At 59.1% G+C, this 22447-nt stretch carries 19 protein-coding genes and 1 pseudogene; 8 read left to right on the top strand and 12 right to left on the bottom strand.

Going from position 1 to position 22447, the window contains the following annotated elements:
* Positions 1 to 55: 55 nt before the first annotated feature.
* From aspS to Q8X48_RS01520, 3 genes are all read right to left on the bottom strand, one after another.
* Complete coding sequence (gene aspS / locus Q8X48_RS01530; RefSeq protein WP_007977331.1) at positions 56 to 1831, bottom strand: aspartate--tRNA ligase; 1776 nt, start codon at positions 1829 to 1831, stop codon at positions 56 to 58.
* Positions 1832 to 1952: 121 nt separating this feature from the next.
* A complete protein-coding gene (locus Q8X48_RS01525; protein ID WP_007977333.1) occupies positions 1953 to 2174 on the bottom strand; it encodes an FmdB family zinc ribbon protein in 222 nt (73 codons plus the stop codon).
* Positions 2175 to 2310: 136 nt separating this feature from the next.
* Positions 2311 to 2646 (bottom strand): ribbon-helix-helix domain-containing protein, encoded by a 336-nt coding sequence (locus tag Q8X48_RS01520; protein ID WP_126047277.1) that lies wholly within the window; start codon positions 2644 to 2646, stop codon positions 2311 to 2313.
* Between the two features lie 529 nt (positions 2647 to 3175).
* On the opposite strand from Q8X48_RS01520, the gene Q8X48_RS01515 reads away from it, so the two are divergent.
* Positions 3176 to 3778: a cold-shock protein gene (locus Q8X48_RS01515; RefSeq protein WP_015096603.1), complete on the top strand. Its 603-nt coding sequence runs from the start codon at positions 3176 to 3178 to the stop codon at positions 3776 to 3778.
* A gap of 90 nt (positions 3779 to 3868) precedes the next feature.
* On the opposite strand, the gene Q8X48_RS01510 is transcribed toward Q8X48_RS01515, so the two are convergent.
* Together Q8X48_RS01510 and Q8X48_RS01505 are read right to left on the bottom strand one after the other, a co-directional pair.
* Positions 3869 to 4075 carry a SlyX family protein gene (locus Q8X48_RS01510; protein WP_007977339.1) on the bottom strand — a complete coding sequence of 69 codons (207 nt, stop codon included), beginning with the start codon at positions 4073 to 4075 and terminating at the stop codon, positions 3869 to 3871.
* Positions 4076 to 4078: 3 nt separating this feature from the next.
* A complete protein-coding gene (locus Q8X48_RS01505; protein ID WP_407799242.1) occupies positions 4079 to 4504 on the bottom strand; it encodes an HIT domain-containing protein in 426 nt (141 codons plus the stop codon).
* 910 nt (positions 4505 to 5414) lie between these two features.
* Here Q8X48_RS01505 and Q8X48_RS01500 point away from each other — a divergent pair.
* The gene (locus Q8X48_RS01500) at positions 5415 to 6743 is read left to right on the top strand and encodes an OprD family porin (RefSeq protein WP_407799241.1); all 1329 of its coding nucleotides are present in this window, start codon (positions 5415 to 5417) and stop codon (positions 6741 to 6743) included.
* Between the two features lie 141 nt (positions 6744 to 6884).
* Here Q8X48_RS01500 and Q8X48_RS01495 read toward each other — a convergent pair whose 3' ends face one another.
* Positions 6885 to 7727 (bottom strand): mechanosensitive ion channel family protein, encoded by an 843-nt coding sequence (locus Q8X48_RS01495; protein WP_126047283.1) that lies wholly within the window; start codon positions 7725 to 7727, stop codon positions 6885 to 6887.
* A 137-nt stretch (positions 7728 to 7864) separates the two neighbouring features.
* Complete coding sequence (locus Q8X48_RS01490; protein WP_007977344.1) at positions 7865 to 8350, bottom strand: YajQ family cyclic di-GMP-binding protein; 486 nt, start codon at positions 8348 to 8350, stop codon at positions 7865 to 7867.
* Between the two features lie 135 nt (positions 8351 to 8485).
* On the opposite strand from Q8X48_RS01490, the gene Q8X48_RS01485 reads away from it, so the two are divergent.
* From Q8X48_RS01485 to Q8X48_RS01475, 3 genes are read left to right on the top strand one after another with little or no spacing between them, the layout of a single operon-like run.
* Positions 8486 to 9403 carry a putative 2-dehydropantoate 2-reductase gene (locus Q8X48_RS01485; protein ID WP_407799240.1) on the top strand — a complete coding sequence of 306 codons (918 nt, stop codon included), beginning with the start codon at positions 8486 to 8488 and terminating at the stop codon, positions 9401 to 9403.
* Positions 9404 to 9448: 45 nt separating this feature from the next.
* The gene (locus tag Q8X48_RS01480) at positions 9449 to 11485 is read left to right on the top strand and encodes a sensor histidine kinase (RefSeq protein WP_015096609.1); all 2037 of its coding nucleotides are present in this window, start codon (positions 9449 to 9451) and stop codon (positions 11483 to 11485) included.
* Positions 11486 to 11487: 2 nt separating this feature from the next.
* Positions 11488 to 12069, top strand: coding sequence for a cob(I)yrinic acid a,c-diamide adenosyltransferase (locus tag Q8X48_RS01475; RefSeq protein WP_407799239.1), 582 nt, complete (start codon positions 11488 to 11490; stop codon positions 12067 to 12069).
* A gap of 117 nt (positions 12070 to 12186) precedes the next feature.
* Here the strand turns inward: Q8X48_RS01475 and Q8X48_RS01470 are convergent, their stop codons facing one another.
* From Q8X48_RS01470 to secA, 4 genes are all read right to left on the bottom strand, one after another.
* The gene (locus tag Q8X48_RS01470) at positions 12187 to 13131 is read right to left on the bottom strand and encodes a Nudix family hydrolase (RefSeq protein ID WP_015096611.1); all 945 of its coding nucleotides are present in this window, start codon (positions 13129 to 13131) and stop codon (positions 12187 to 12189) included.
* Positions 13128 to 13760, bottom strand: a complete 633-nt coding sequence (locus Q8X48_RS01465) for a glutathione S-transferase family protein (protein ID WP_407799238.1) — start codon at positions 13758 to 13760, stop codon at positions 13128 to 13130. The genes Q8X48_RS01470 and Q8X48_RS01465 overlap by 4 nt, the downstream gene beginning before the upstream one ends.
* A gap of 138 nt (positions 13761 to 13898) precedes the next feature.
* The gene (gene argJ, locus Q8X48_RS01460) at positions 13899 to 15116 is read right to left on the bottom strand and encodes a bifunctional glutamate N-acetyltransferase/amino-acid acetyltransferase ArgJ (protein ID WP_008015779.1); all 1218 of its coding nucleotides are present in this window, start codon (positions 15114 to 15116) and stop codon (positions 13899 to 13901) included.
* A gap of 120 nt (positions 15117 to 15236) precedes the next feature.
* Positions 15237 to 17972, bottom strand: coding sequence for a preprotein translocase subunit SecA (gene secA / locus Q8X48_RS01455; RefSeq protein WP_407799237.1), 2736 nt, complete (start codon positions 17970 to 17972; stop codon positions 15237 to 15239).
* Positions 17973 to 18279: 307 nt separating this feature from the next.
* Between secA and Q8X48_RS01450 the strand changes: the two genes are divergently transcribed.
* Positions 18280 to 18735, top strand: a complete 456-nt coding sequence (locus tag Q8X48_RS01450) for a DUF721 domain-containing protein (RefSeq protein WP_095965404.1) — start codon at positions 18280 to 18282, stop codon at positions 18733 to 18735.
* Positions 18736 to 18854: 119 nt separating this feature from the next.
* On the opposite strand, the gene Q8X48_RS01445 is transcribed toward Q8X48_RS01450, so the two are convergent.
* Entirely contained in the window at positions 18855 to 20333 is a 1479-nt protein-coding gene (locus Q8X48_RS01445) for a helicase HerA-like domain-containing protein (protein ID WP_407799236.1), read from the bottom strand.
* Positions 20334 to 20521: 188 nt separating this feature from the next.
* Here Q8X48_RS01445 and Q8X48_RS01440 point away from each other — a divergent pair.
* A pseudogene (locus Q8X48_RS01440) lies at positions 20522 to 21553 on the top strand (HAMP domain-containing protein); the annotation flags it as partial.
* A gap of 93 nt (positions 21554 to 21646) precedes the next feature.
* Entirely contained in the window at positions 21647 to 22411 is a 765-nt protein-coding gene (locus tag Q8X48_RS01435) for a methyl-accepting chemotaxis protein (RefSeq protein ID WP_428608872.1), read from the top strand.
* Positions 22412 to 22447: the final 36 nt, after the last annotated feature.

The following is a 22447-nucleotide window of genomic DNA, read 5'->3' as shown; positions in this document are numbered from 1 at the left end:
ACAACTCTGCCTATAAAGAAAGGGCGCATCCGCAGATGCGCCCTTCGGGTCAGCCTTACTCGGCCTTTGGCGTTTCACGCAGACGAATGTGCAACTCGCGCAATGCCTTGGCATCCACCTGGCCCGGCGCCTGGGTCATGACATCGGCCGCGCTCTGGGTTTTCGGGAAGGCGATCACTTCACGGATCGACTGGGCGCCGGTCATCAGCATCACCAGACGGTCCAGGCCAAAGGCCAGGCCACCGTGCGGCGGTGCGCCGTATTTCAGGGCGTCGAGCAGGAAGCCGAATTTCTCTTCCTGTTCCACTTCGTTGATGCCCAGCAGACGGAAGACCGCTTGCTGCATCTCTTTGCGGTGGATACGAATCGAACCGCCACCCAGCTCGGTGCCGTTCAGCACCATGTCGTAGGCACGGGACAGAGCGCCCGCCGGGTTGGCTTCCAACTCCGCCGGGGAGCACTTCGGCGCGGTGAACGGGTGGTGCAAGGCGCTGAAGCTGCCGTCGTCGTTCTCTTCGAACATCGGGAAGTCAACGACCCACATCGGAGCCCATTCGCAGGTCAGCAGGCTCAGGTCGTGACCGAGCTTGATGCGCAATGCGCCCAACGCTTCACTGACGATCTTGGCCTTGTCGGCACCGAAGAACACGATGTCGCCGTCAACTGCACCAACACGATCCAGGATCACGTTGAGGTTGGCTTCAGGGATGTTCTTCACGATCGGCGATTGCAGACCGTCAACGCCATTCGCACGCTCGTTGACCTTGATGTACGCCAGGCCCTTGGCACCGTAGATGCCGACAAACTTGGTGTAGTCGTCGATCTGCTTGCGCGGCATGCTCGCGCCGCCAGGCACGCGCAGGGCGGCGATGCGGCATTTCGGGTCGTTGGCCGGGCCGCTGAACACCTTGAAGTCGACTTCCTTGAGCTGGTCGGCCACGTCCACCAGTTCCAGCGGGTTACGCAGGTCTGGCTTGTCGGAACCGTAGCGGCGCATGGCTTCTTCGAAGGTCATGTGCGGGAACTCGCCGAATTCCAGGCCCAGCACTTCCTTGAACAGGTTGCGGATCATTTGCTCGGTCAGGCCCATGATCTCTTTTTCATCGAGGAAGCTGGTCTCGATGTCGATCTGGGTGAATTCCGGCTGGCGGTCGGCGCGCAGGTCTTCGTCGCGGAAGCACTTGGCGATCTGGTAGTAACGGTCGAAGCCGGCCACCATCAACAGTTGCTTGAACAGCTGCGGCGATTGCGGCAAGGCGAAGAACGAACCGGCATGAGTACGGCTCGGCACCAGGTAGTCGCGCGCGCCTTCCGGGGTAGCCCGGGTCAGGATCGGCGTCTCGACGTCGAGGAAGCCGTTCTCGTCCAGGAAGCGACGGATGCTGGTGGTCATGCGCGAGCGCAGACGCAGCTTCTCGGCCATTTCCGGGCGACGCAGGTCGAGGAAACGATAGCGCAGGCGGGTTTCTTCACCGACGTCGGAGAATTCGTTCAGCGGGAACGGCGGGGTTTCCGATTCGTTCAGCACTTCCAGCTCGTAGCCGAGGACTTCGATCATGCCCGACGCCATGTTGGCGTTGGTCGCACCGGCCGGACGCAGGCGAACCTTGCCGGTGATCTTCACGACGTACTCGCTGCGCACGCGATCGGCCGCGGCGAAGGTTTCAGCGCGGTCCGGATCGAACACGACCTGGGCCAGACCATCACGATCACGGATATCGAGGAAAATCACCCCACCGTGGTCACGGCGACGGTGAACCCATCCGCAAAGGGTAATTTCCTGGCCGTCCAGGCTTTCGTTCAGTTGGCCGCAATAATGGCTGCGCATCATGGTCGTGGTTTCACTTCTCGTAATTCGAAATTCGGTTGGAGATCCTACAGCAGCCCCGCCTTTAAAAAGGCGCCGGGTGATGCAAGAACTCGCGTGTGTCGTTCAATTCAGGTGCAGGACCTTAGTCAGCTTTGTCGCCGCCGGCCAGGTTCTTCTTGGAACCGGTCTTGAAATCGGTTTCGTACCAACCCGTGCCGCTGAGGCGAAAGCCCGGCATGGACAGCATTTTCTTAAGCTCTGGCGCCTGACAGGCAGGGCAGTCGACCAGCGGTGCATCGCTGATCTTTTGAATGGCTTCCAACTGATGACCACAGGAAGCACATTGATAATCGTACATCGGCATGGAGGTTGTCTCGGCGATCAGATTGCTACCGCACACGCTGGGTTTCGCGGCAAAGAGCGGGATTATATCCATTAAATGCGGCCTGTGCAGCCGTAAGACTGCACAGACCGACACTCTGCCGTTTTCACCGCCTTGACTAGGCGGTGACGATGCATCCCCCTTCCTTGAGGCTGTGCACGACACAGACAACCCGCACCAATCCACTGAAATTCCTGACACCGCCATGACGCAAGTGAACTTCGCGATCCACATGGGATAACAGGCTACTGACCGAACAACCGTTGGCCCGGGCCATCCCCCCCAAAATATCCCAATAAACCTGCTCAAGCCGCAAACAGGTAGCGAAGCCATTCAATCGTACGGAGCGGGACAAGGGCTGGGCCAATCCCATATCGAACTCACGAACAAACGGATCAACCCTTACATCCCTGTGCGGACCGTATCGCCCCTCTTCTTGCCTTTGATAAACCATAACGCTGACACTCCTTTGCCATCCTGGTTTCTTAAAGCGCAACTGCCTGTCGACTTATAAAAACGCAGGTGCAAAGCTATTTTCCAGCCGACTTTATGACCCTCGACGTAGGATAAGCCAACAACTTATGGCAGACCTTGGAGCTCATCCTACTCCGGACGTTTTCCCACGCTGCGAAGCGATGCCCCCTTCAGAAGCACCTACGCAATGGCGTAGGAAAGAAGAGCGCCAAGCATCCACGCCACTTTTCATGCATCTGCATACGCGGATCAGCAAGTCACCCGCCTTACCGCAGCCGCGAAACTTCGGACAACCTGCGGCAAATCACCACCAAAGAGCCGCCGGACGCCCTGATTTGAGTAGCCTGCGGCTTTGCTGTTAAATAGACGACGTGTCGCCAGTGCCTATTTTTCCGGGCATGGCGCATAGGCTGATACCGGGCACGTGTCCAACGCCTCTTTATTGTCTTGAAGCGAACCGTGCGCCATCAGCTCTTCCTTGTGAGCTGCCTTAAAGTGAGTTAATCAAAATGTTGAAAATCGTCCATCTGTTGATAGGCGCAGCAGCCTTGCTGCTGTCCTTCATCCCTAGCCTGCACCCTGAAGCCTTGCCTTACCTGCAACAACCTGATGCGCTGTACCTGGCCCTCTTCGGCCTGCTCAATCTCACGCTTGCACCTGTCATCCCTTACTGGAACAAAGGTCCGCGCCACCAACTGCAAAACCTGGTCAGTGTCCTGCTGGCTCTGGCGGTAGTCCTGCAGACCCTGACGCTGATCGCGCCGATGCCTGTCATCGCCGGTCAACCTGCCGTTCTGTTCAGCCTGGTCGCAGCCCTGATCGCTGTTGCCCTGCACCTGGGCATCAGCTTCTACAAATCGTCACCGGTCGCTGCCTCGCCAAGCTACGACATGAGCAACCGCGATACCGGCACCGTCAAGTGGTTCAATACGTCCAAAGGCTTCGGCTTCATTTCCCGCGACTCCGGCGACGATATCTTCGTCCACTTCCGGGCCATTCGCGGTGAAGGCCACCGCGTCCTGGTAGAAGGCCAGCGCGTGGAGTTCTCTGTCATGAATCGTGACAAGGGCCTGCAAGCCGAAGATGTGATCGCCGCACTGCCGCGTCGCTGATTCAAGGCTGAAAAAAACCGCGCACAGCCTGGCTGTACGCGGTTTTTTAATGCCTGCATGTTGCTTACTGCAGTTGCTTACTGCAGGTACTTAGTAGTGCGGCGGTGGCGCTTCCTCTTCGAACGATTCGAACTGGCCGACCATTTCCTCCTGCCGTTTGAGCAACGCAGCCATTTGCAGTTGAAGACGCTCAACCACCCGCTGCTGCGCGACCAGCACATCATTCAATGCCTGGATGGTGTCATCCTGAAAGGCCAGGCGGCTTTCAAGGTCGGTAACGCGTTCTTCCAGGCTCATGGTTCAGCCCTCCAGAAACGTAAAGTCATCGGTCAATATCAGACGCAAACGCTCGCGAATGGCGGCAATCTGCTCCGAACTGTAGGGTTTTGCCGGATGCCTGCCCCAAACTGGCGCTGGCCAGGCGGCATCTTCGTGCTTGCGCACAATCACGTGCATGTGCAACTGGCTGACGACATTGCCCAGCGCCGCAACATTCAATTTGTCCGCATCGAACGAGTCCTTGAGCACTTGCGCAAGCGCCGTCGTCTCCTGCCAAAGCTGCAGCTGGTCTGCGACATCCAATTGAAATATCTCGCTGATAGCCTCACGACGAGGTACCAGGATGAACCAGGGATAGTTCGAGTCGTTGGACAACAGTAACCGGCAGAGCGGAAAGTCCCCGATCGGTAACGTGTCTTGTTGAAGTCGTGAATCTAAAGCGAACACTGCGCGTACTCCCGCCGGGTCATCATTTTTCAGCTTAGCGCCCATCCAGAGGAGCGGCGCACCAAGCGACCGGACGGCAGCATACCTGTGAACGACCCACGCTTCACGGCGAACCTTGCACAGACGCCACGAGTACCAGCGAAAAGCTGACAGCCCGCCCCCGAATGAGACACTTTTCGACGTCGCGCACCACCACAGAACCGGTCAGCCGAAAAAAAAACGCCGAAATGACTGATAAACAACGAAGAGTTCGCGCCAGACACTCGATCAACAGGAATGAATTCAGCACAAGGTTAAAATTTTTTGCACCAAGATCGCACAGTGGGTCTACGCTGAATGCTTCGACATCCGCCATTTACTCACTGGCGGGGTGAACCGGTAACATTTTTGGTTGTCAGGCAGTCGGCCAGAAGGGTGCAACATGATGCGAGGCAAAGCGTCAAGCCCAAACCAGAGCGCTTGAACCCCCCGGTTTTATGAGGTTTTTACAGCGTCAGAGCGTCAATTTGAAAAACCGCAGCAAAAACTTGATTTTGTGCACGCTTGTTGCATACATACCCAACATCACCTGAGTGACACCCGCTGGAAGCGGGGGCATTCAGGCAAAAAAAGACAGTGGCAAGGTAGCCCGATGGAGATTCAAACGTTTCACCAGGACTCTTTTTACCGATACCCAGGCTCAGAAAACAGCATTAAAGCTGTCAACCCGGTTGCGTCGGAGCTCGAAATTTGCGACATCTACCTCGCTGTTTGCGACATGGTCGTAAAGAAGGCGAAAGGTTAGGTACGCAAGTATCGCCAACATTGTCGGCGTGATATAAGTTTGCGCCGACACAAAAAGAAAGAGCCGCCCAGATAATAAAACAGGTGGGACGGCAGTACTCTTCTAAAACCAAAGGAGCAAATCACGATGCGCGTGATGAAGTGGAGCATGATCGCACTGGCAGTTGCAGCAGCAGCCAGTACCCAATTGGCTACGGCCGCCCCTTTCGTAAGTGACCAGGCTGAAGCCAAAGGTATTGTTGAAGACAGCACGCTGAACTTGCTGGTTCGCAACTACTACTTCAACCGTGACAACAAGAATGGCGCTAACGACCAGAAAGACTGGACCCAAGGTATCTGGGGCAACTTCAGCTCCGGTTACACCCAAGGCCTGATCGGTGTCGGCGTTGATGCGTACGGTTACCTGGCAATCAAGCTGGACGGTGGCGACGGTACCGGTGGCACCGGCAACATGAGCCGTGACGCTGACGGCGAAGTTAACGACAGCCAGGGCAAGGCCGGCGGCGCCGTTAAATTCCGCGTATCGAAAACCGAGCTGAAAGTCGGCGATATGCAGCCAAGCACTTCCCCAGTGTTCGCTGTGGGCGGCTCCCGTATCCTGCCGCAAACTGCCAGCGGTATCCAACTGCAGAGCAGCGAAATCAAAGACCTTGACCTCGAGGCCGGTCACTTCTACTCGGCGAGCAGCCAGGACAGAAACGCCCGTGACGGCGACCTGTGGGCAAACTACGCCGGCGTTAGCGCCAACAAGATCGACTACTTCGGCGGCAAATACGGCATCACCGACAACCTGTCGGCTTCGCTGTACGGCGCCAAGCTGGAAGACATCTGGAACCAGTACTACGCCAACCTGAACTACACCATCCCGCTGGGCGGCGACGAGTCGCTGAACCTGGACGGTAACATCTACAACACCAAAGACACTGGTGATGCCAAAGCCGGCGATATCAGCAACACCACGTTCTCCCTGGCTGCTGCTTTCTCGTTCCTGAAAGCACACACCATTACCCTGGGCTTCCAGAAGGTCAACGGTGACACTCCGTTCGACTACATCGGTGTGGGCAAGAACAACCGCGGCGGCGACTCGATTTTCCTCGCCAACTCCATCCAGTACTCTGACTTCAACGCTCCGAACGAGAAGTCTGCCCAGGTTCGTTACGACCTGAAAATGGCTGAGTACGGCGTTCCAGGTCTGAGCTTCATGACCCGTTACGTTAAAGGTTGGGACATCGACGGTACCAACACTCCAGCCAACAGCGCTTACGCTGGCCTGTACGGTGCGGATGGCAAGCACAACGAGACCAACTTCGAAGCCAAGTACGTTGTTCAGTCTGGCCCGGCAAAAGACCTGTCCTTCCGTATTCGTCAGGCATGGCACTTCGCTAACGCCGACCAAGGTGAAGGCGACATCAAAGAGTTCCGTTTCATCGTCGACTACCCGCTGTCGGTTTTGTAATCGCATCCAGTTAGTTTGCGGTAACAAAACAAAAGGCCCATCTTCGGATGGGCCTTTTTTGTTGCCCGTGCAAATTGTTCAATTATTGAACAACCGCCCTACATGTCTGACCGAAAAGTCAGGCATATATGACAAAGTCAATCACTGCACTGCGGACTCCTGAACCACGCGAATAACCCGCTGTGGAAATGGAATATCGATACCGGCCTCTCTCAAACGATCACGGGACAGTTCGTTGAACATGAACATCACATCCCAATAATCCGCTGTCTTCACCCAGACACGCAGGGAAACAGTGATAGAACTGTCACCCAATGTCGAAATGACTGCCTGAGGTTCCGGGTCAGTCAATACACGCGAATCCTTGGCCAACTCCAGCAACACTTCCCGGGCTTTCTGCAAGTCCGCTTCATAATCGACGCCTACATCAAACACGACTTTGCGGGTCGGCTGGCGATTGGTGTTGGTGATAATGCCGTTGGACAGATTACCGTTGGGCACGATGATGGTCTTGTTGTCACCAGTGCGCAGTACGGTATGGAAAATCTGGATGCTGTCGACGGTGCCGGCAATCCCCTGGGCTTCGATCCAGTCACCGATACGAAACGGACGGAACAGCAAGATCAACACGCCGCCAGCGAAGTTCGCCAGGCTGCCCTGCAAAGCCAGGCCAATGGCCAGGCCCGCCGCACCAATCGCCGCCACAAACGAAGTGGTTTCCACACCGATCATCGAGGCTACGCTGACGACCAGCAGGATCTTGAGGATGATGTTCGCCAGGCTGCTGATAAAGCCCTGCAGCGCCAGGTCGGCATTGCGCAATGCAATCAGACCGCCGAGCTTTTTCGTGACTTTGTTGATCAGCCACCAGCCGATGGCCAGGGTGATGACTGCCAGCAGTACGCGACTGCCGTATTCCATGATCATCGGGATCCAGGTTTGGGATACCTTGACCAGGTTGTCTACCTCAGCGCTTAAATCCATCTACTTTCTCCTGTTTTCCGGCTATGCGGCATGCGTAAAAAAAGCGGCAGAAAGATCGAACCACGACGGGTTCAATCGTTTCTGCCGTTGCTTGGGTCTGCGACGTCACAAACGCCAAGAGGTTCCCGCTTTCAAGGTCAGTCGCGGAAGTTGTTGAACTGCAGCGGCATACCAAACTCTTTGGCCCGCAGCACAGCAATGGCTTCTTGCAGGTCATCACGCTTCTTGCCGGTAATACGAACCTGCTCGCCCTGAATGGCTGCCTGGACCTTGAGCTTGGCATCTTTGACGTGAGCAACGATTTTCTTCGCCAGCTCCTTGTCGATGCCTTCCTTGAGGACGGCTTCCTGCTTCATCAGCTTGCCCGACGCGAAGGCATCCTTGACTTCGAGGCACTGCACGTCGATTTTGCGCTTGACCAGAGCCAGCTTGAGGATCTCAATCATCGCTTCGAGCTGGAAATCCGCTTCTGCGGTCAGGTTGACGGTCAGGTCTTTTTCCTTGAACTCGAAGCTGCCTTTGCCTTTCAGGTCATAACGACGATCGAGCTCCTTGACGGCGTTCTCGACCGCGTTGGTGACTTCGTGTTTGTCCAGTTCGGATACCACGTCGAACGACGGCATGTAATCTCTCCAAATTTAAAGGCGCACCGATGGAGCGCGCCTGGCTTGCGGTTAAAATCCGCGCTGATTATAACGGGTCTTTCCCATCATTCACTGTGAGCTGCCGATGCACGCCTTAAACAGAGCAAAAAGCTGATGTCCACCACCTGGCATGTACTCGGCGCCGGCAGCCTCGGCACTTTATGGGCGACACGCCTGGCACGGGTTGGAGTGCCGGTCAGTCTGATCCTGCGGGACACCGCGAGACTGCAGGCCTATGAGGCTGCAGGTGGATTGACACTGGTGGAACACGGCCAGACGCAACACTACGCCGTGCCCGCCGAAACAGCGGACAGCAGCGAGCCGATCAACCGCCTGCTGGTGGCGTGCAAGGCCTACGATACCGAAAGCGCGGTGGCCCGACTGGCGTCACGCCTGGCCCCCGGCGCCGAACTGATCCTGCTGCAAAATGGCCTGGGCAGCCAGGACGCGGTGGCCGCACAGGTTCCCCAGGCACGCTGCATCTATGCCTCGAGCACCGAAGGCGCCTTCCGCGATGGCGATTGGCGCGTGGTGTTTGCAGGACATGGCTTCACCTGGCTGGGGGATGCGAGCCATCCGGTCGCGCCGATCTGGCTCGATGACTTGAGCGCTGCCGGCATCCCTCACGAGTGGAGCACCGATATTCTGACCAGGCTGTGGCGCAAGCTGGCTCTAAACTGTGCGATCAACCCGCTGACGGTGCTGCACGATTGCCGCAACGGCGGCTTGCAGCAACATCAGTGCGAAGTGGCCACCCTGTGCGGAGAACTGGTGGAGTTACTTGAGCGTTGCGGTCAGCCGGCGGCGGGCGAAAACCTGCAGCAGGAAGTGGAGCGAGTGATTCACGCCACCGCGGCCAACTACTCGTCGATGCATCAGGACGTCACGAGCCAGCGCCGCACGGAAATCAGCTACCTGCTGGGCTACGCCTGCAAAGTGGCCGGGCGTCATCAACTGAACCTGCCTCACCTCAATCAACTTCAGGCAAGGTTGATCGCGCGCCTGCAAAGCCTTGGATTGCCCAGCGACTGAGCAGCGGCTACGCTGGCCACTTGTTCCTTGTCTGCGATGAATCCGATGCCATTGCGCCAGCGCCTTGAAAACCTGCCCGTCGGCCAGAAACTGCTGGCCGCCCTGCTGGTACTGATGGTCACCGTCCTGCTGGTTGCCAACCTGACCTTTATCAGCGCCGCGTACTACATCTCCCAGGAAAGCATGGCGCCTCAGGCCCTGCAGACCATCGGCCGGCTGGTATCCAACCCCAGCCTGGCCTCCGAAGCCCTGGCGTCACCGCAAAGCGCCGAGCGCCTGCTGAATGAACTCAACAGCTATTCGCCGTTGCGCGCGGCAGCCCTGTATGACGCAAAGGGTGAGCGGTTGGCGCAATTGCAGCATGGCGACAATCTCGAGCTGCCCAAACATTTCCGGCATATCGAAGACTGGCAGGTCACCGAGTTTCGCACCAATCAAGTCATCACCTTGGCCCGCCCCGGCGCTGCACCGGGACATTTGCTGCTGGTCGCGAGCAGTGAACTGCCAGTGGCGTTCTACACCGGGACCCTGACGGCCAGCCTGGGCATTCTGATCTTCAGCGTGCTGCTGTGGCTGATCATTGCCCGCCAGATCAAGCGCCTGATCACCCGGCCGATCCACCAGCTAGAAGAGTTGTCGCGGCAGGTCACCCGTGAAGAAAACTACGCACTGCGTGCTTCGCGAGGAAACCACGATGAAATCGGCAGCCTGGCCGAGGCATTCAACACCATGCTCTCGCGGATCGAGGCCAGGGAGCAGCAACTCAAGCGGGCTCGGGACGACTCCCAGGCCGCATACGACCAGGCCCAGGGCCTGGCGGAAGAAACCCGTCATACCAACCGCAAACTGGAGCTCGAAGTCCAGGTGCGCAGCAAGATCGAGAAAAAGCTCACCGGCTTCCAGAACTACCTCAACAGCATCATCGACTCCATGCCGTCGGCGCTGATCGCCCTCGACGAACAGCTCTACGTGACTCAATGGAACCAGGAAGCCAGTGCCCTGTCCGGCACACGTCTCGATGAAGCCCTTAACCAGCCAATCTTCCTCGCCTTCGAACCGCTCAAGCCGTTCTTGCCGCAACTCAAGGAAACGGTCGAGCAGCATACGGTGGCCAAAATCGAACGTGTCACCTGGCTCAAGGACGACGAGCCCCGCCACTATGCCCTGACTTTCTACCCGCTGATGGGCGGTGCCGGGCGTGGCGTGGTGATCCGGATCGACGACATCACCCAGCGTCTGTCCCTGGAAGAAATGATGGTGCAGTCGGAGAAAATGCTGTCGGTAGGCGGTCTTGCCGCCGGCATGGCTCACGAGATCAACAACCCGCTGGGTGCGATCCTGCACAACGTGCAAAACATTCGCCGACGCCTGTCCCCCGACCTGCCGAAAAACCTGGAAGTGGCCGAACAGGCCGGCATCGAACTGGCGACGGTCAATCAGTATCTGAAAATCCGCGAAGTGCCACAGTTGCTCGACGGTATCCAGCAGGCCGGTGCCCGGGCCGCCAAAATCGTCACCCACATGCTCAGTTTCAGCCGTCGCAGCACCCGCCAGATGGCCCCGTGCGATCTGCCCGCCCTGATTGATCAGGCGGTGGAAATTGCCGGCAACGATTTCGACCTGGCGATCGGCTTCGACTTCAAGGGTCAGGCCATCATTCGTCAGTTCGACCCGGCGCTAGGCCCGGTCCCCGGCACCGCCAACGAGCTGGAACAAGTACTGCTCAACCTGTTGAAAAACGCTGCGCAAGCCATTCACCAGCGCGAGGACGACAGCGAGCCGGGGCGGATCATTCTGCGCACCAGGCTGAACCCGCCATGGGCGGAAATCCAGGTCGAGGACAACGGCATCGGCATGAGTGAAAGCGTGCGCAAACGGACCTTCGAACCCTTCTTCACCACCAAGGAAATCGGTCAGGGCACCGGACTTGGGCTGTCGGTGTCGTACTTCATCATCACCAATAACCACAAAGGGCAGATGGAAGTGCAATCGACCCTGGGCCAAGGCACTTGCTTCACCTTGCGCCTGCCCCTGGCGAGCACGCCACCTGTCGCGCAAGAACTCAATCTGCTATCGAGGTAACCATGGGCTTTCGTCTGTCGAAGATTTACACCCGCACTGGCGACAAAGGCGAGACCGGGCTGGGTGATGGCCGTCGCGTCCCCAAGGATCACCCGCGGATCGAGGCCATTGGCGAAGTCGATACGCTCAACAGTCAGGTGGGCGTGTTGCTGGCCGGGTTAGCGGCGCAAACGGATACTTTTGCCGGCTTGCAGGAAGTGATCGAGGTTTTGGCGCCCTGCCAGCATCGATTGTTTGATCTGGGCGGCGAGCTGGCAATGCCGGTGTATCAGGCCTTGAATGCAACGGAAATCGAGCGCCTGGAAGCGGCGATCGATGTGTGGAATGAAGAGTTGGGACCACTGGAAAACTTCATATTGCCCGGCGGCTCGGCGCTGATTGCCCAAGCCCATGTCTGCCGTAGCCTGGCGCGCAGTGCCGAGCGGCGGTGCCAGCAATTGAATGCGATTGAACCGCTGGCCGGGGTTGGTCTGGCGTACATCAATCGGTTGTCGGATTTGTTGTTTGTCGCAGCACGGCTGATTGCCAAGCGTCAGGGGATTGCCGAGATTCTTTGGCAACCGGCGGCGAAACCTGAGGTTTAGCCGGCGCCTGTCAGGGCCCCTTCGCGGGCAAGCCCGCTCCCACAGGTTTTGTGTGCGCCACAAATCCACTGTGGGAGCGGGCTTGCCCGCGAAAGGGCCAGCAAGAGCGCTACAAAATCAGGCCTCAGGCCAGAATGCCCGAATCCCCGCCACACCCTGCGCACCCGCCGCCCAGGCTTTCTCGACCTCGGCCGGGCCAACACCACCCAGCAGGAACACCGGCTTGCTGAAGCCCTCGATCAAGCTCGACGCCTGCTCCCAACCCAACGGCTCGGCGCCAGGATGCGTCAGGGTGGGTTGCACCGGCGACAGAGTCACGAAATCCACCCCCATCTGTTCGGCCAGCGCCAGCTCTTCAGCGTTATGGCACGACGCCGCCAGCCAGCGCGATGCCGGTAGCGGTCGGCCAGCCGCTGCGTATTTGCGCAACTGCGCCGAGGTAATGTGCCAACCCGCGGACGGAAAGTCGCCCAACCATTCGAACGGCCCCTTGAGCATCAATTGTGCCTTGCCGGCACACAGGCCCACCGCATCGACGGCCAGGTCGCGATACTTGGGATCGTAACCGTTCGGTGCGCGCAACTGGATCAACTTGATGCCACCGGCAATGGCTTTCTGGATGCCACGCAGCAACGCCGGGGTTTCCAGATCTTCCGGGGTAATCAGGTACTGCGATGACAATCGGGCCGCCGCGACGATCGGCTGATTGGCCGCCGGGAACTCGTAACCCGGCAGATCGCGGGGCGACACCCAGGCCAGCGGTTGACCTTCGGCGCCGTGGGGCTCGCCGCTAAACGCCGAGACCTCCCAGACATCCAGCAACACCTGCTTGTCCGGGTAATCGTGCCGGACCTTGATCAGCGGGCGCGCCGCGTCGACCACGATGCCCAGCTCTTCATGGAGCTCACGGGCCAGTGCGGTTTCGACCGACTCGTCGGCCTCGACCTTGCCCCCGGGAAACTCCCACAGGCCGCCCTGGTGCTGCGAATCGGCACGGCGGGCGATCAGGATCTGGCCACTGCCATCGCGGATGACGGCGGCGGCGACATGGACTCGCTTCACTTTTCCAACTCCTCCAGTCCGGCCTTCTGCCAGGCCTTGAACGCCGGCCATTGGTAGAGGGTTTCAACATAGGCTTCGTCAGCCGCGGACAGTTTCACCCGATAGGTACGCAGACGAACGGCGATGGGTGCAAAGAACGCGTCGGCCAACGTGATGCGGCCAAACAGGTACGGACCGCTCTCGGTCGCAGCGGCACGACACTCGGCCCACAGCGCCGACATGCGCTCGATGTCCGCCTGGACATCGGCCGGGACCGGCGACAACGCTGCGTCATGGCTCAGGTCGAACGGCATGTTGCCGCGCATGGCGAAAAAGCCGCTGTGCATCTGCGCGCACGCCGAACGCGCCTGGGCACGGGCGGCGGTGTCTTTGGGCCACAGGTTCGCGTCGGGGAACAGTTCTGCCAGGTATTCGGCAATCGCCAGGGAGTCGGCGATGGTGCCGTGTTCGGTCTTCAGCAGCGGGACCTTCCCGGTCGGCGAATGCTTGAGCAGGCGCTCGCGGGTGTCCGGCTGGTTCAGCTTGATCAGTTCTTCGGTGTAGGAGGCGCCAGCCAGATCGAGGGCCAGAGCGCCGCGCAGGGACCAGGAGGAATGCAGTTTGTCGCCGATGATCAGGTGCAGGCTCATGTTCGGGACCTTTTGATGGGGGGGACAGGCCAAAATCTCTAGCGTCTGGTCGTCAGCCTTCGCGAGCAAGCCCGCTCCCACAGTGTCACCATTGAACCCTGTGGGAGCGGGCTTGCTCGCGAATGGAGCGACTCGGTCTTAAGTACGGTACTCGGCGTTGATCTTCACGTACTCGTGGGACAGGTCGGTGGTCCAGATGGTTTCGCTGCAATCGCCACGACCCAGCTCGATACGAATGGTGATTTCTTCCTGCTGCATCACCGCCGCGCCCTGGGCTTCGGTGTAGGTCGCGGCGCGCGCGCCACGGCTGGCAATGCACACGTCGCCGAGGAATACGTCGATCTTGCTCACGTCCAGGTTCGGCACACCGGCACGGCCAACAGCGGCCAGGATACGGCCCCAGTTCGGGTCGGAAGCAAACAATGCGGTCTTGATCAGCGGCGAGTGAGCCACGGTGTAACCAACGTCCAGGCATTCCTGGTGATTGCCGCCGCCGTTGACTTCAACGGTCACGAATTTGGTCGCGCCTTCGCCGTCGCGAACGATGGCCTGGGCCACGTCCATGCACACTTCAAACACCGCTTGCTTCAATTTGGCGAACAACTCGCCCTCGGCGCGGGTGATTTCCGGCAGCGCAGCCTGACCGGTGGCGATCAGCATGCAGCAGTCGTTGGTCGACGTATCACCATCGATGGTGATGCGGTTGAATGACTTGTTGGCACCATCGAGCATCAGGTTTTGCAAAACATCGCGGGAGACTTTGGCGTCGGTCGCGATGTAGCCGAGCATGGTCGCCATGTTCGGGCGAATCATGCCGGCGCCTTTGCTGATACCGGTCACGGTGACGGTCACGCCGTCGTGCTGGAACTGACGGCTGGCACCTTTGGGCAGGGTGTCGGTGGTCATGATGCCGGTGGCGGCAGCTTCCCAGTTGTGGATCGACAGGTCGTCAAGGGCCGCTTGCAGCGCGCCTTCGATTTTCTCCACAGGCAACGGTTCGCCGATCACACCGGTGGAGTACGGCAGCACCTGGCTGGCATCGACGCCAGTCAGCTCGGCCAGTTTGGCGCAAGTGCGCTCGGCGGCGGCCAGGCCTGGCTCGCCGGTACCGGCGTTGGCATTGCCGGTGTTGGTCAGCAGGTAACGCACAGGGCCTTGTACGCGTTGCTTTGCCAGGATCACCGGGGCAGCGCAAAAGGCGTTCAGGGTGAACACGCCGGCTACCGTGGAGCCTTCAACACAGCGCATGACCACAACATCCTTACGCCCCGGGCGCTTGATGCCAGCCGAGGCGATACCGAGTTCAAAACCGGCAACCGGGTGCAACGTTGGCAAAGGACCAAGACCAACAGCCATGAATGCGCTCCTTTATAAATGATGTCAGCACCGTTTCAGGAAGACGGTGGTTCGAATGGTAAAACGCCGCGACGGCAGAAGCCGGTCGCGGCGCGGGTATTTCAGCGATTGAAACGGGTTTTACTGGATCTGCCCGTGGCAATGCTTGAACTTCTTGCCCGAACCGCAGTAGCACAGCTCATTGCGACCCAGCTTGTGCTCGCTGCGAACCGGGGCAGCGGCGAGAGCCACATCGACCTCTTCGCCCAGCACTTCCGGTTGCTCCAGACCTGGAGCTTCTTCATGCAGGAACTGCATGCGAGCGGCCAATGCCTCGGCTTCCTGGCGCAGGCGCTGCTCTTCCTCGATAGGGTCTTCGCGGCGAACCTGAACGTGGGACAGCACACGGATCGAGTCGCGCTTGATCGAGTCCAGCAACTCGGAGAACAGGGTAAACGACTCGCGCTTGTATTCCTGTTTCGGGTTCTTCTGGGCATAACCACGCAAGTGGATACCGTGACGCAGGTGGTCCATGGTCGACAGGTGGTCTTTCCACAGGTCGTCCAGAACGCGCAGAACGATTTGCTTCTCGAAGGTGCGCAGCGCTTCGGCGCCCGCCTGGTCTTCTTTCTCGTTGTACGCCGCGACGAGCTCGTTCATGAGCTTCTCGCGCAGGGTTTCTTCGTACAGGTGATCGTCTTCGTCGAGCCATTGCTGGATCGGCAGCGTCACACCGAAGTCGCTCTGCAACGCAGCTTCCAGACCGGCCACGTCCCACTGTTCAGGCAGCGATTGCGGAGGAATGTGTGCGCTGACGGTAGCGTCGAGCACGTCCTGGCGGAAGTCAGTGATGGTCTCGCCGATGTTGTCGGCGGCCAGCAACGTGTTACGCATGTGATAGATCACTTTACGCTGTTCGTTGTTAACGTCGTCGAACTCGAGCAGTTGCTTGCGGATGTCGAAGTTGCGGCCTTCAACCTTGCGCTGGGCCTTTTCAATGGCGTTGGTCACCATGCGGTGCTCGATCGCCTCGCCAGGCTGCATGCCCAGGGCCTTCATGAAGTTCTTCACCCGGTCAGAGGCGAAGATGCGCATCAGGCTGTCTTCCAGCGACAGGTAGAAACGGCTGGAACCGGCGTCGCCCTGACGACCTGCACGACCACGCAGCTGGTTGTCGATACGGCGCGATTCGTGACGCTCGGATGCAATCACCTGCAAACCACCCGATTCGAGCACTTGCTGGTGACGCTTCTGCCAGTCGGCCTTGATCTGGGCAATCTGCTCAGGGGTCGGGTTTTCCAGGGAAGCCACTTCCACTTCCCAGTTACCGCCCAACAGGATGTCGGTACCACGACCGGCCATGTTGGTGGCGATGGTCAGTGCACCCGGACGACCGGCCTGGGCAATGATCTCGGCTTCCTTTTCGTGGAACTTGGCGTTCAGAACCTTGTGTTCGATGCCTTCCTTCACGAGCAGGCTGGACATGTGCTCGGAGGTTTCGATGGTGGCGGTACCCACCAGCACCGGACGACCTGCGGCCATGCTTTCCTTGATGTCGGCCACGATTGCCGCGTATTTCTCGTCGGCGGTCAGGAACACCAGGTCGTTGTAGTCTTTACGCGCCAGCGGCTTGTTCGGCGGAATCACCATGACCTGCAGGCCATAGATCTGGTGGAACTCGAACGCTTCGGTGTCGGCCGTACCGGTCATGCCGGACAGCTTGTTGTACAGACGGAAGTAGTTCTGGAAGGTGGTCGACGCCAGCGTCTGGCTTTCGGCCTGGATGTTCAGGTTTTCCTTGGCTTCGATGGCCTGGTGCAGGCCTTCGGACAAACGGCGACCCGGCATGGTACGACCGGTGTGTTCGTCGACCAGTACGACCTGACCGTCCTGCACGATGTATTCGACATTGCGATGGAACAGCTTGTGCGCACGCAGGCCGGCGTAGACGTGAGTCAGCAGGCTCAGGTTGTGCGCCGAGTACAGGCTTTCGCCTTCAGCCAGCAGGCCGATGCGGGTCAGCGTTTCTTCGACGTACTGGTGACCGGCTTCGTTGAGTTCGACCTGACGGGTCTTCTCGTCGATGGTGTAGTGACCGGCCTGGGTCACTTCGCCTTCGACTTCTTCAACGTGCAGCTTGAGCTGCGGGATCAGCTTGTTGACCTCGATGTACAGCTTGGAGCTGTCCTCGGCCTGACCGGAGATGATCAGCGGCGTACGGGCTTCGTCGATGAGGATGGAGTCGACTTCGTCGATCACGGCAAAATTGAGTTCGCGCTGGAATTTTTCTTCCATGCTGAACGCCATGTTGTCGCGCAGGTAGTCGAACCCGAATTCGTTGTTGGTGCCGTAGGTGATGTCGGCGGCGTAGGCAGCACGCTTCTCTTCCGGCGGCTGGAACGGCGTGACAACGCCGACCGTCAGGCCGAGGAATTCATACAGCGGGCGCATCCAGTTGGCGTCACGGCGGGCCAGGTAGTCGTTCACCGTCACAACGTGCACACCGTTGCCGGACAGCGCGTTGAGGTAAACGCCCAGTGTTGCCACCAGGGTCTTGCCTTCACCGGTACGCATTTCCGCGATCATGCCTTCATGCAAGGTCATGCCGCCGATCAGCTGGACATCGAAGTGGCGCATGCCCATGACGCGCTTGCCGGCTTCACGGGCGACCGCAAAGGCTTCTGGCAGGAGCTTGTCGAGGGACTCCCCTTTGGCGATACGGGCCTTGAACTCGCTGGTCTTGGCACGCAATTGATCGTCCGAAAGGGCCACCATTTGCTCTTCGAAGGCATTGACGAGTTGCACCGTCTTGAGCATGCGTTTGACTTCACGCTCGTTCTTGCTTCCAAAAAGTTTCTTTAACAAAGGCGCAAACATATCGGCAGGATCTTCCACACTAAAGGGATGGAGGGCGGCCCCGTGAGTCGCCCGTGCAGCCCTCATGGCCGCATGCGAACGAGCATTCTACCCGGAAACGGTGGTGAGGAAAGTGGCGATATTCCACGATGCTGGCACAGCGCTTTGACGGGGCTCACTTAAAATAGGGGCGTTTTGCTCAATTTCAAGCCGTTCAAGGCAGAAGTTAGTTGTTGATTTAATGGGTAAAGCGCCCACAAAAGCAATGGGCGGGCGCATCCGGTGCTTTCTGCTACCATGGCGGCTCTGTTACTTCAGGTGTCTGATCATGGCATTTCGCCCACTTACGGCCAAAGTACCCGCCGTTCTACTACGCGAAGCCAAGCCGCTGAAAGCCATTCTCGGCCACGCTCAACGCCTGGGTCATTTGCAACGTTTGCTCGAAAGCCAATTGCAACCCGCCGCTCGCGAGCATTGCCACGTGGCGTCCTGGCGCGAAGGCAGTTTGTTGCTGATTGTCACCGACGGTCATTGGGCGACCCGCCTGCGCTACCAGCAGAAGCGCCTGCAACGGCAACTGCAACTGTTCGACGAGTTTGCCAACCTGACGCGAATCCTGTTCAAGGTGCAGCCACCTACCGTCCAGCGGGGCGCGGCCGGGCACACCATGGATCTGTCGGACGATGCTGCGGCCACCATACAGGCCACGGCCGACGGGATCAGCGACCCGAATCTGCGGGCAGCGCTGGAGCGACTGGCGGCGCACGCCAAGACCAAATCCTGACACAGAAACCCTGTGGGAGCGGCCTTGCTCGCGAATGGGTTTATCAATCGACATTTTCGTTGAATGACACACCGCATTCGCGAGCAAGCCCGCTCCCACATTGACTGTGTTCGCTCAAGCTAGCGGCGTTTGCTGCCACCCAGCAATGAGCCCATCAAGCCGCGCACCAACTGTCGGCCAAGCTGGTTCGCCGCCTGTTGCATCGCCGATTTCAGCGCCTTCCCTGCTGCTGTACCGAGGAACTCACCCGCCTGTTCGGTGAAACTCGGTTCCTGTTTGCCCTGCTCCGCTTCGGGCTCGGGCGCCAGGCCCTTGCGTCCCATCAGCACTTCATAGGCCGATTCGCGGTCAATCGGCTTGTCATAACGCCCCTGCAACGGCGAACCGGCAATCAGCGCCGTACGCTCGGCACCGGTCAAAGGCCCGATCCGCGATTGCGGCGGCGCTACCAGCACCCGCTGCACCATTTCCGGGGTGCCTTTTTCCTGCAGCGTGCCGACCAGTGCTTCACCGATCCCGAGTTCGGTCAACACCGACAACGTATCGAACGCCGGATTCGGCCGGAAACCTTCGGCCACTGCACGCAGGGACTTTTGCTCCTTGGCGGTAAACGCACGCAGTCCGTGCTGGATGCGCAAGCCCAACTGAGCCAGCACATCATCCGGCAGGTCACCCGGCGACTGGGTGACGAAATACACACCCACGCCTTTTGAACGAATCAGCCTCACGACTTGTTCCAGACGATCACGCAATGCCTGGGGCGTGCCGTTGAACAACAAGTGGGCCTCGTCGAAGAACAGCGCCAGCAATGGTTTGTCGGCATCGCCACGCTCCGGCAGTTGTTCGAACAGCTCGGCCAGCAGCCACAGCAGGAACGTCGCGTAGACTTTCGGCGCTTCATGCACCAGACGGCTGGCATCCAGCAAATGAATGCGCCCGCGGCCATCGACAGTCGGTTGGAGGATGTCTTCGAGTTGCAGCGCCGGCTCGCCGAACAAGGCATCGGCGCCCTGTTGCTCCAGGGTCGCCAGACGTCGCAGCAGCGCCTGGCTCGAGCCGGTGGTCATCAATGCCGCATCGTCGCCCAGCAACTCGGGGTTGTCCCGCAGATGATTGAGCAACGCCTTCAGATCCTTGAGATCGAGCAACAACAGGCCTTCGCGGTCCGCCACCTTGAACGCCGCGTACAGCGCCGACTGCTGACTGTCGGTCAGTTCCAGCAGGCTGCCCAACAGCAGCGGCCCCATTTCACTCAAGGTTGTGCGCAAAGGATGACCGGACTGACCCTGAACGTCCCACAACGTCACCGGATAAGCCTGAGGCTTGTGGTTGAGCCACGGCATACCGGCAATCCGCTCGGCGACCTTGCCCTGGGGGTTGCCCGCGGCACCGAGGCCGCACAGGTCACCCTTGATGTCGGCGGCGAACACCGCCACGCCGGCATCGCTGAAAGCTTCGGCCATTCGTTGCAACGTCACGGTTTTTCCGGTGCCGGTCGCGCCTGCGATCAAACCGTGGCGATTGGCCAGGCGCATAGCCTGGGCAATCGGCTGCCCTTTGAGGTCGGCGCCGATAACGAGTTGCAGTGAGTCAGGCATTTGGTCACCCATGATTAATCTTTGGTCCTACACGGCCGATAGAGATAACGACAAAGCAGTCAGACACGATCTGGTAGGAAATTTCCCTAAGGAGAGTCGGAAAATTCAATTGCTTTTAACCTTGCCCGTCGTGCGTCCCTTTATAAAAGCACGCGCTGGACATTAAGACCTTAGCGGAACCCCAAGCCATGAACAAAAATCTGCGTTTCAGCCATAAAATCCTGCTTGCCGCCGCCCTCATTGTTATTGCCGCCTTCGCCTCATTCACGCTGTACAACGACTATTTGCAGCGCAATGCCATCCGCGAAGACCTCGATAACTATCTCCACGAGATGGGTGACGTCACCGCCAACAACATCCAGACCTGGCTGGCCGGGCGTATCTTGCTGATCGAGAACCTCTCGCAAAACATCGCCATCAACCCCGAACAAGCCAATGTCGCCAGCCTGCTTGAGCAGAAAGCCCTGACGTCGACTTTCATGGCGTCCTACCTGGGTGATGCCACCGGACACTTCACCATTCGTCCGGACGCGAAGATGCCCGACGGTTTCGATCCGCGTGTTCGCCCCTGGTACAAAGGCGCTGAAAACAGCAGCACGCCGACCCTGACCGAACCCTACATCGATGCGGCAACCGGTCAACTGATCATCTCGATGGCCACGGCTTCGAAAAAAGCCGGACAGAGCGTCGGTGTGGTGGGCGGCGACCTGAGCCTGCAAACCCTGATCGCGACCCTCAGCGCCCGCGACTTCGATGGCATGGGCTACGCGTTTCTGGTCAGCGCCGACGGCAAGATCCTGGTTCACCCGGACAAAGCGCTGGTGATGAAGTCCCTGAGCGAGGCGTATCCGAAAGACACCCCGCGCATCGGCAACGGCTTCAGCGAAGTGGACGTCGACGGCAAGATCCGCATTGTCAGCTTTACCCCGATCAAGGGCTTGCCATCGGTCAACTGGTACATCGGTCTGTCGGTCGACAAGGAAAAAGCCTACTCGATGCTCAGCGAGTTCCGCACCTCGGCTGTGGTTGCAACCATCATTGCCGTGGCCATCATCATCGCCCTGCTCGGCATGTTGATTCGCATCCTGATCCAGCCGTTGCACGTCATGACCCGCGCCATGGCCGACATCGCCGACGGCGAAGGTGACCTGACCAAACGCCTGACCATCCAGAACAATGACGAATTCGGCACCCTCGGCACCGCGTTCAACCGTTTCGTCGAGCGCATTCACGGCTCGATCCGCGAAGTGTCCTCGGCCACCGGGCAAGTCAACGAAGTGGCGTTGCGCGTGGTCGCGGCCTCCAACTCGTCGATGTTCAACTCCGACCAGCAAGCCTCGCGCACCAGCAGTGTCGCGGCCGCCATTAATCAGCTCGGCGCCGCCGCGCAGGAAATCGCCCGCAACGCCGCTCAAGCTTCGAGCCAGGCCAGCGATGCCCGCAGCCTGGCCGAAGACGGCCAGCAAGTGGTGGACCGCAGCATCGTGGCGATGAATCAACTGTCGAGCATGCTCAGCGCTTCGAGCACCAATATCGAATCGCTCAACAGCAAAACCGTGAACATCGGGCAGATTCTCGAAGTGATCACCAGCATTTCCCAGCAAACCAACTTGCTCGCACTCAATGCCGCGATTGAAGCCGCGCGTGCCGGTGAAGCCGGTCGAGGTTTTGCCGTGGTGGCGGACGAGGTGCGCAACCTGGCACACCGCACGCAGGAATCGGCGCAACAGGTACAAACCATGATCGAGGAGCTGCAAGTCGGCGCCCGGGAATCGGTGAGCACCATGAGCGACAGTCAGCGCCACAGTCAGGACAGCGTGGAAATCGCCAACCTCGCGGGCGAACGCCTGAACAGCGTGACCTTGCGTATCGGGGAAATCGACGGCATGAACCAGTCGGTGGCCACCGCGACCGAAGAACAGACCGCCGTGGTGGAGTCGATCAACGTCGACATCACCGAGATCAACACGCTGAACCAGGAAGGCGTGGAAAACCTGCAATCGACCTTGCGCGCGTGCTCGGACCTTGAGCAGCAGGCGGCGCGGTTGAAGCAGTTGGTGGGTAGTTTCAGGATCTGAGGCGCGCTCACCGGCCCCTTCGCGAGCAAGCCCGCT

Origin of the sequence: Pseudomonas sp. QLc11A, from assembly GCF_052112305.1 — a bacterium.
GTDB lineage: Bacteria > Pseudomonadota > Gammaproteobacteria > Pseudomonadales > Pseudomonadaceae > Aquipseudomonas > Aquipseudomonas laurylsulfatiphila.
This window is presented reverse-complemented; position numbering and strand designations above follow the sequence as displayed.

Coding starts and splice junctions, on each gene's coding strand:
- Q8X48_RS01445 (WP_407799236.1), bottom strand. CDS start 20,333: ATGCCTGACTCACTGCAACTCGTTATCGGCGCCGACCTCAAAGGGCAG.
- Q8X48_RS01435 (WP_428608872.1), top strand. CDS start 21,647: ATGTTCAACTCCGACCAGCAAGCCTCGCGCACCAGCAGTGTCGCGGCC.
- secA (WP_407799237.1), bottom strand. CDS start 17,972: ATGTTTGCGCCTTTGTTAAAGAAACTTTTTGGAAGCAAGAACGAGCGT.
- Q8X48_RS01510 (WP_007977339.1), bottom strand. CDS start 4,075: ATGAGCCTGGAAGAACGCGTTACCGACCTTGAAAGCCGCCTGGCCTTT.
- Q8X48_RS01525 (WP_007977333.1), bottom strand. CDS start 2,174: ATGCCGATGTACGATTATCAATGTGCTTCCTGTGGTCATCAGTTGGAA.
- Q8X48_RS01480 (WP_015096609.1), top strand. CDS start 9,449: ATGCCATTGCGCCAGCGCCTTGAAAACCTGCCCGTCGGCCAGAAACTG.
- Q8X48_RS01490 (WP_007977344.1), bottom strand. CDS start 8,350: ATGCCGTCGTTCGACGTGGTATCCGAACTGGACAAACACGAAGTCACC.
- argJ (WP_008015779.1), bottom strand. CDS start 15,116: ATGGCTGTTGGTCTTGGTCCTTTGCCAACGTTGCACCCGGTTGCCGGT.
- Q8X48_RS01485 (WP_407799240.1), top strand. CDS start 8,486: ATGTCCACCACCTGGCATGTACTCGGCGCCGGCAGCCTCGGCACTTTA.
- Q8X48_RS01475 (WP_407799239.1), top strand. CDS start 11,488: ATGGGCTTTCGTCTGTCGAAGATTTACACCCGCACTGGCGACAAAGGC.
- Q8X48_RS01515 (WP_015096603.1), top strand. CDS start 3,176: ATGTTGAAAATCGTCCATCTGTTGATAGGCGCAGCAGCCTTGCTGCTG.
- Q8X48_RS01495 (WP_126047283.1), bottom strand. CDS start 7,727: ATGGATTTAAGCGCTGAGGTAGACAACCTGGTCAAGGTATCCCAAACC.
- aspS (WP_007977331.1), bottom strand. CDS start 1,831: ATGATGCGCAGCCATTATTGCGGCCAACTGAACGAAAGCCTGGACGGC.
- Q8X48_RS01500 (WP_407799241.1), top strand. CDS start 5,415: ATGCGCGTGATGAAGTGGAGCATGATCGCACTGGCAGTTGCAGCAGCA.
- Q8X48_RS01465 (WP_407799238.1), bottom strand. CDS start 13,760: ATGAGCCTGCACCTGATCATCGGCGACAAACTGCATTCCTCCTGGTCC.
- Q8X48_RS01450 (WP_095965404.1), top strand. CDS start 18,280: ATGGCATTTCGCCCACTTACGGCCAAAGTACCCGCCGTTCTACTACGC.
- Q8X48_RS01520 (WP_126047277.1), bottom strand. CDS start 2,646: ATGGTTTATCAAAGGCAAGAAGAGGGGCGATACGGTCCGCACAGGGAT.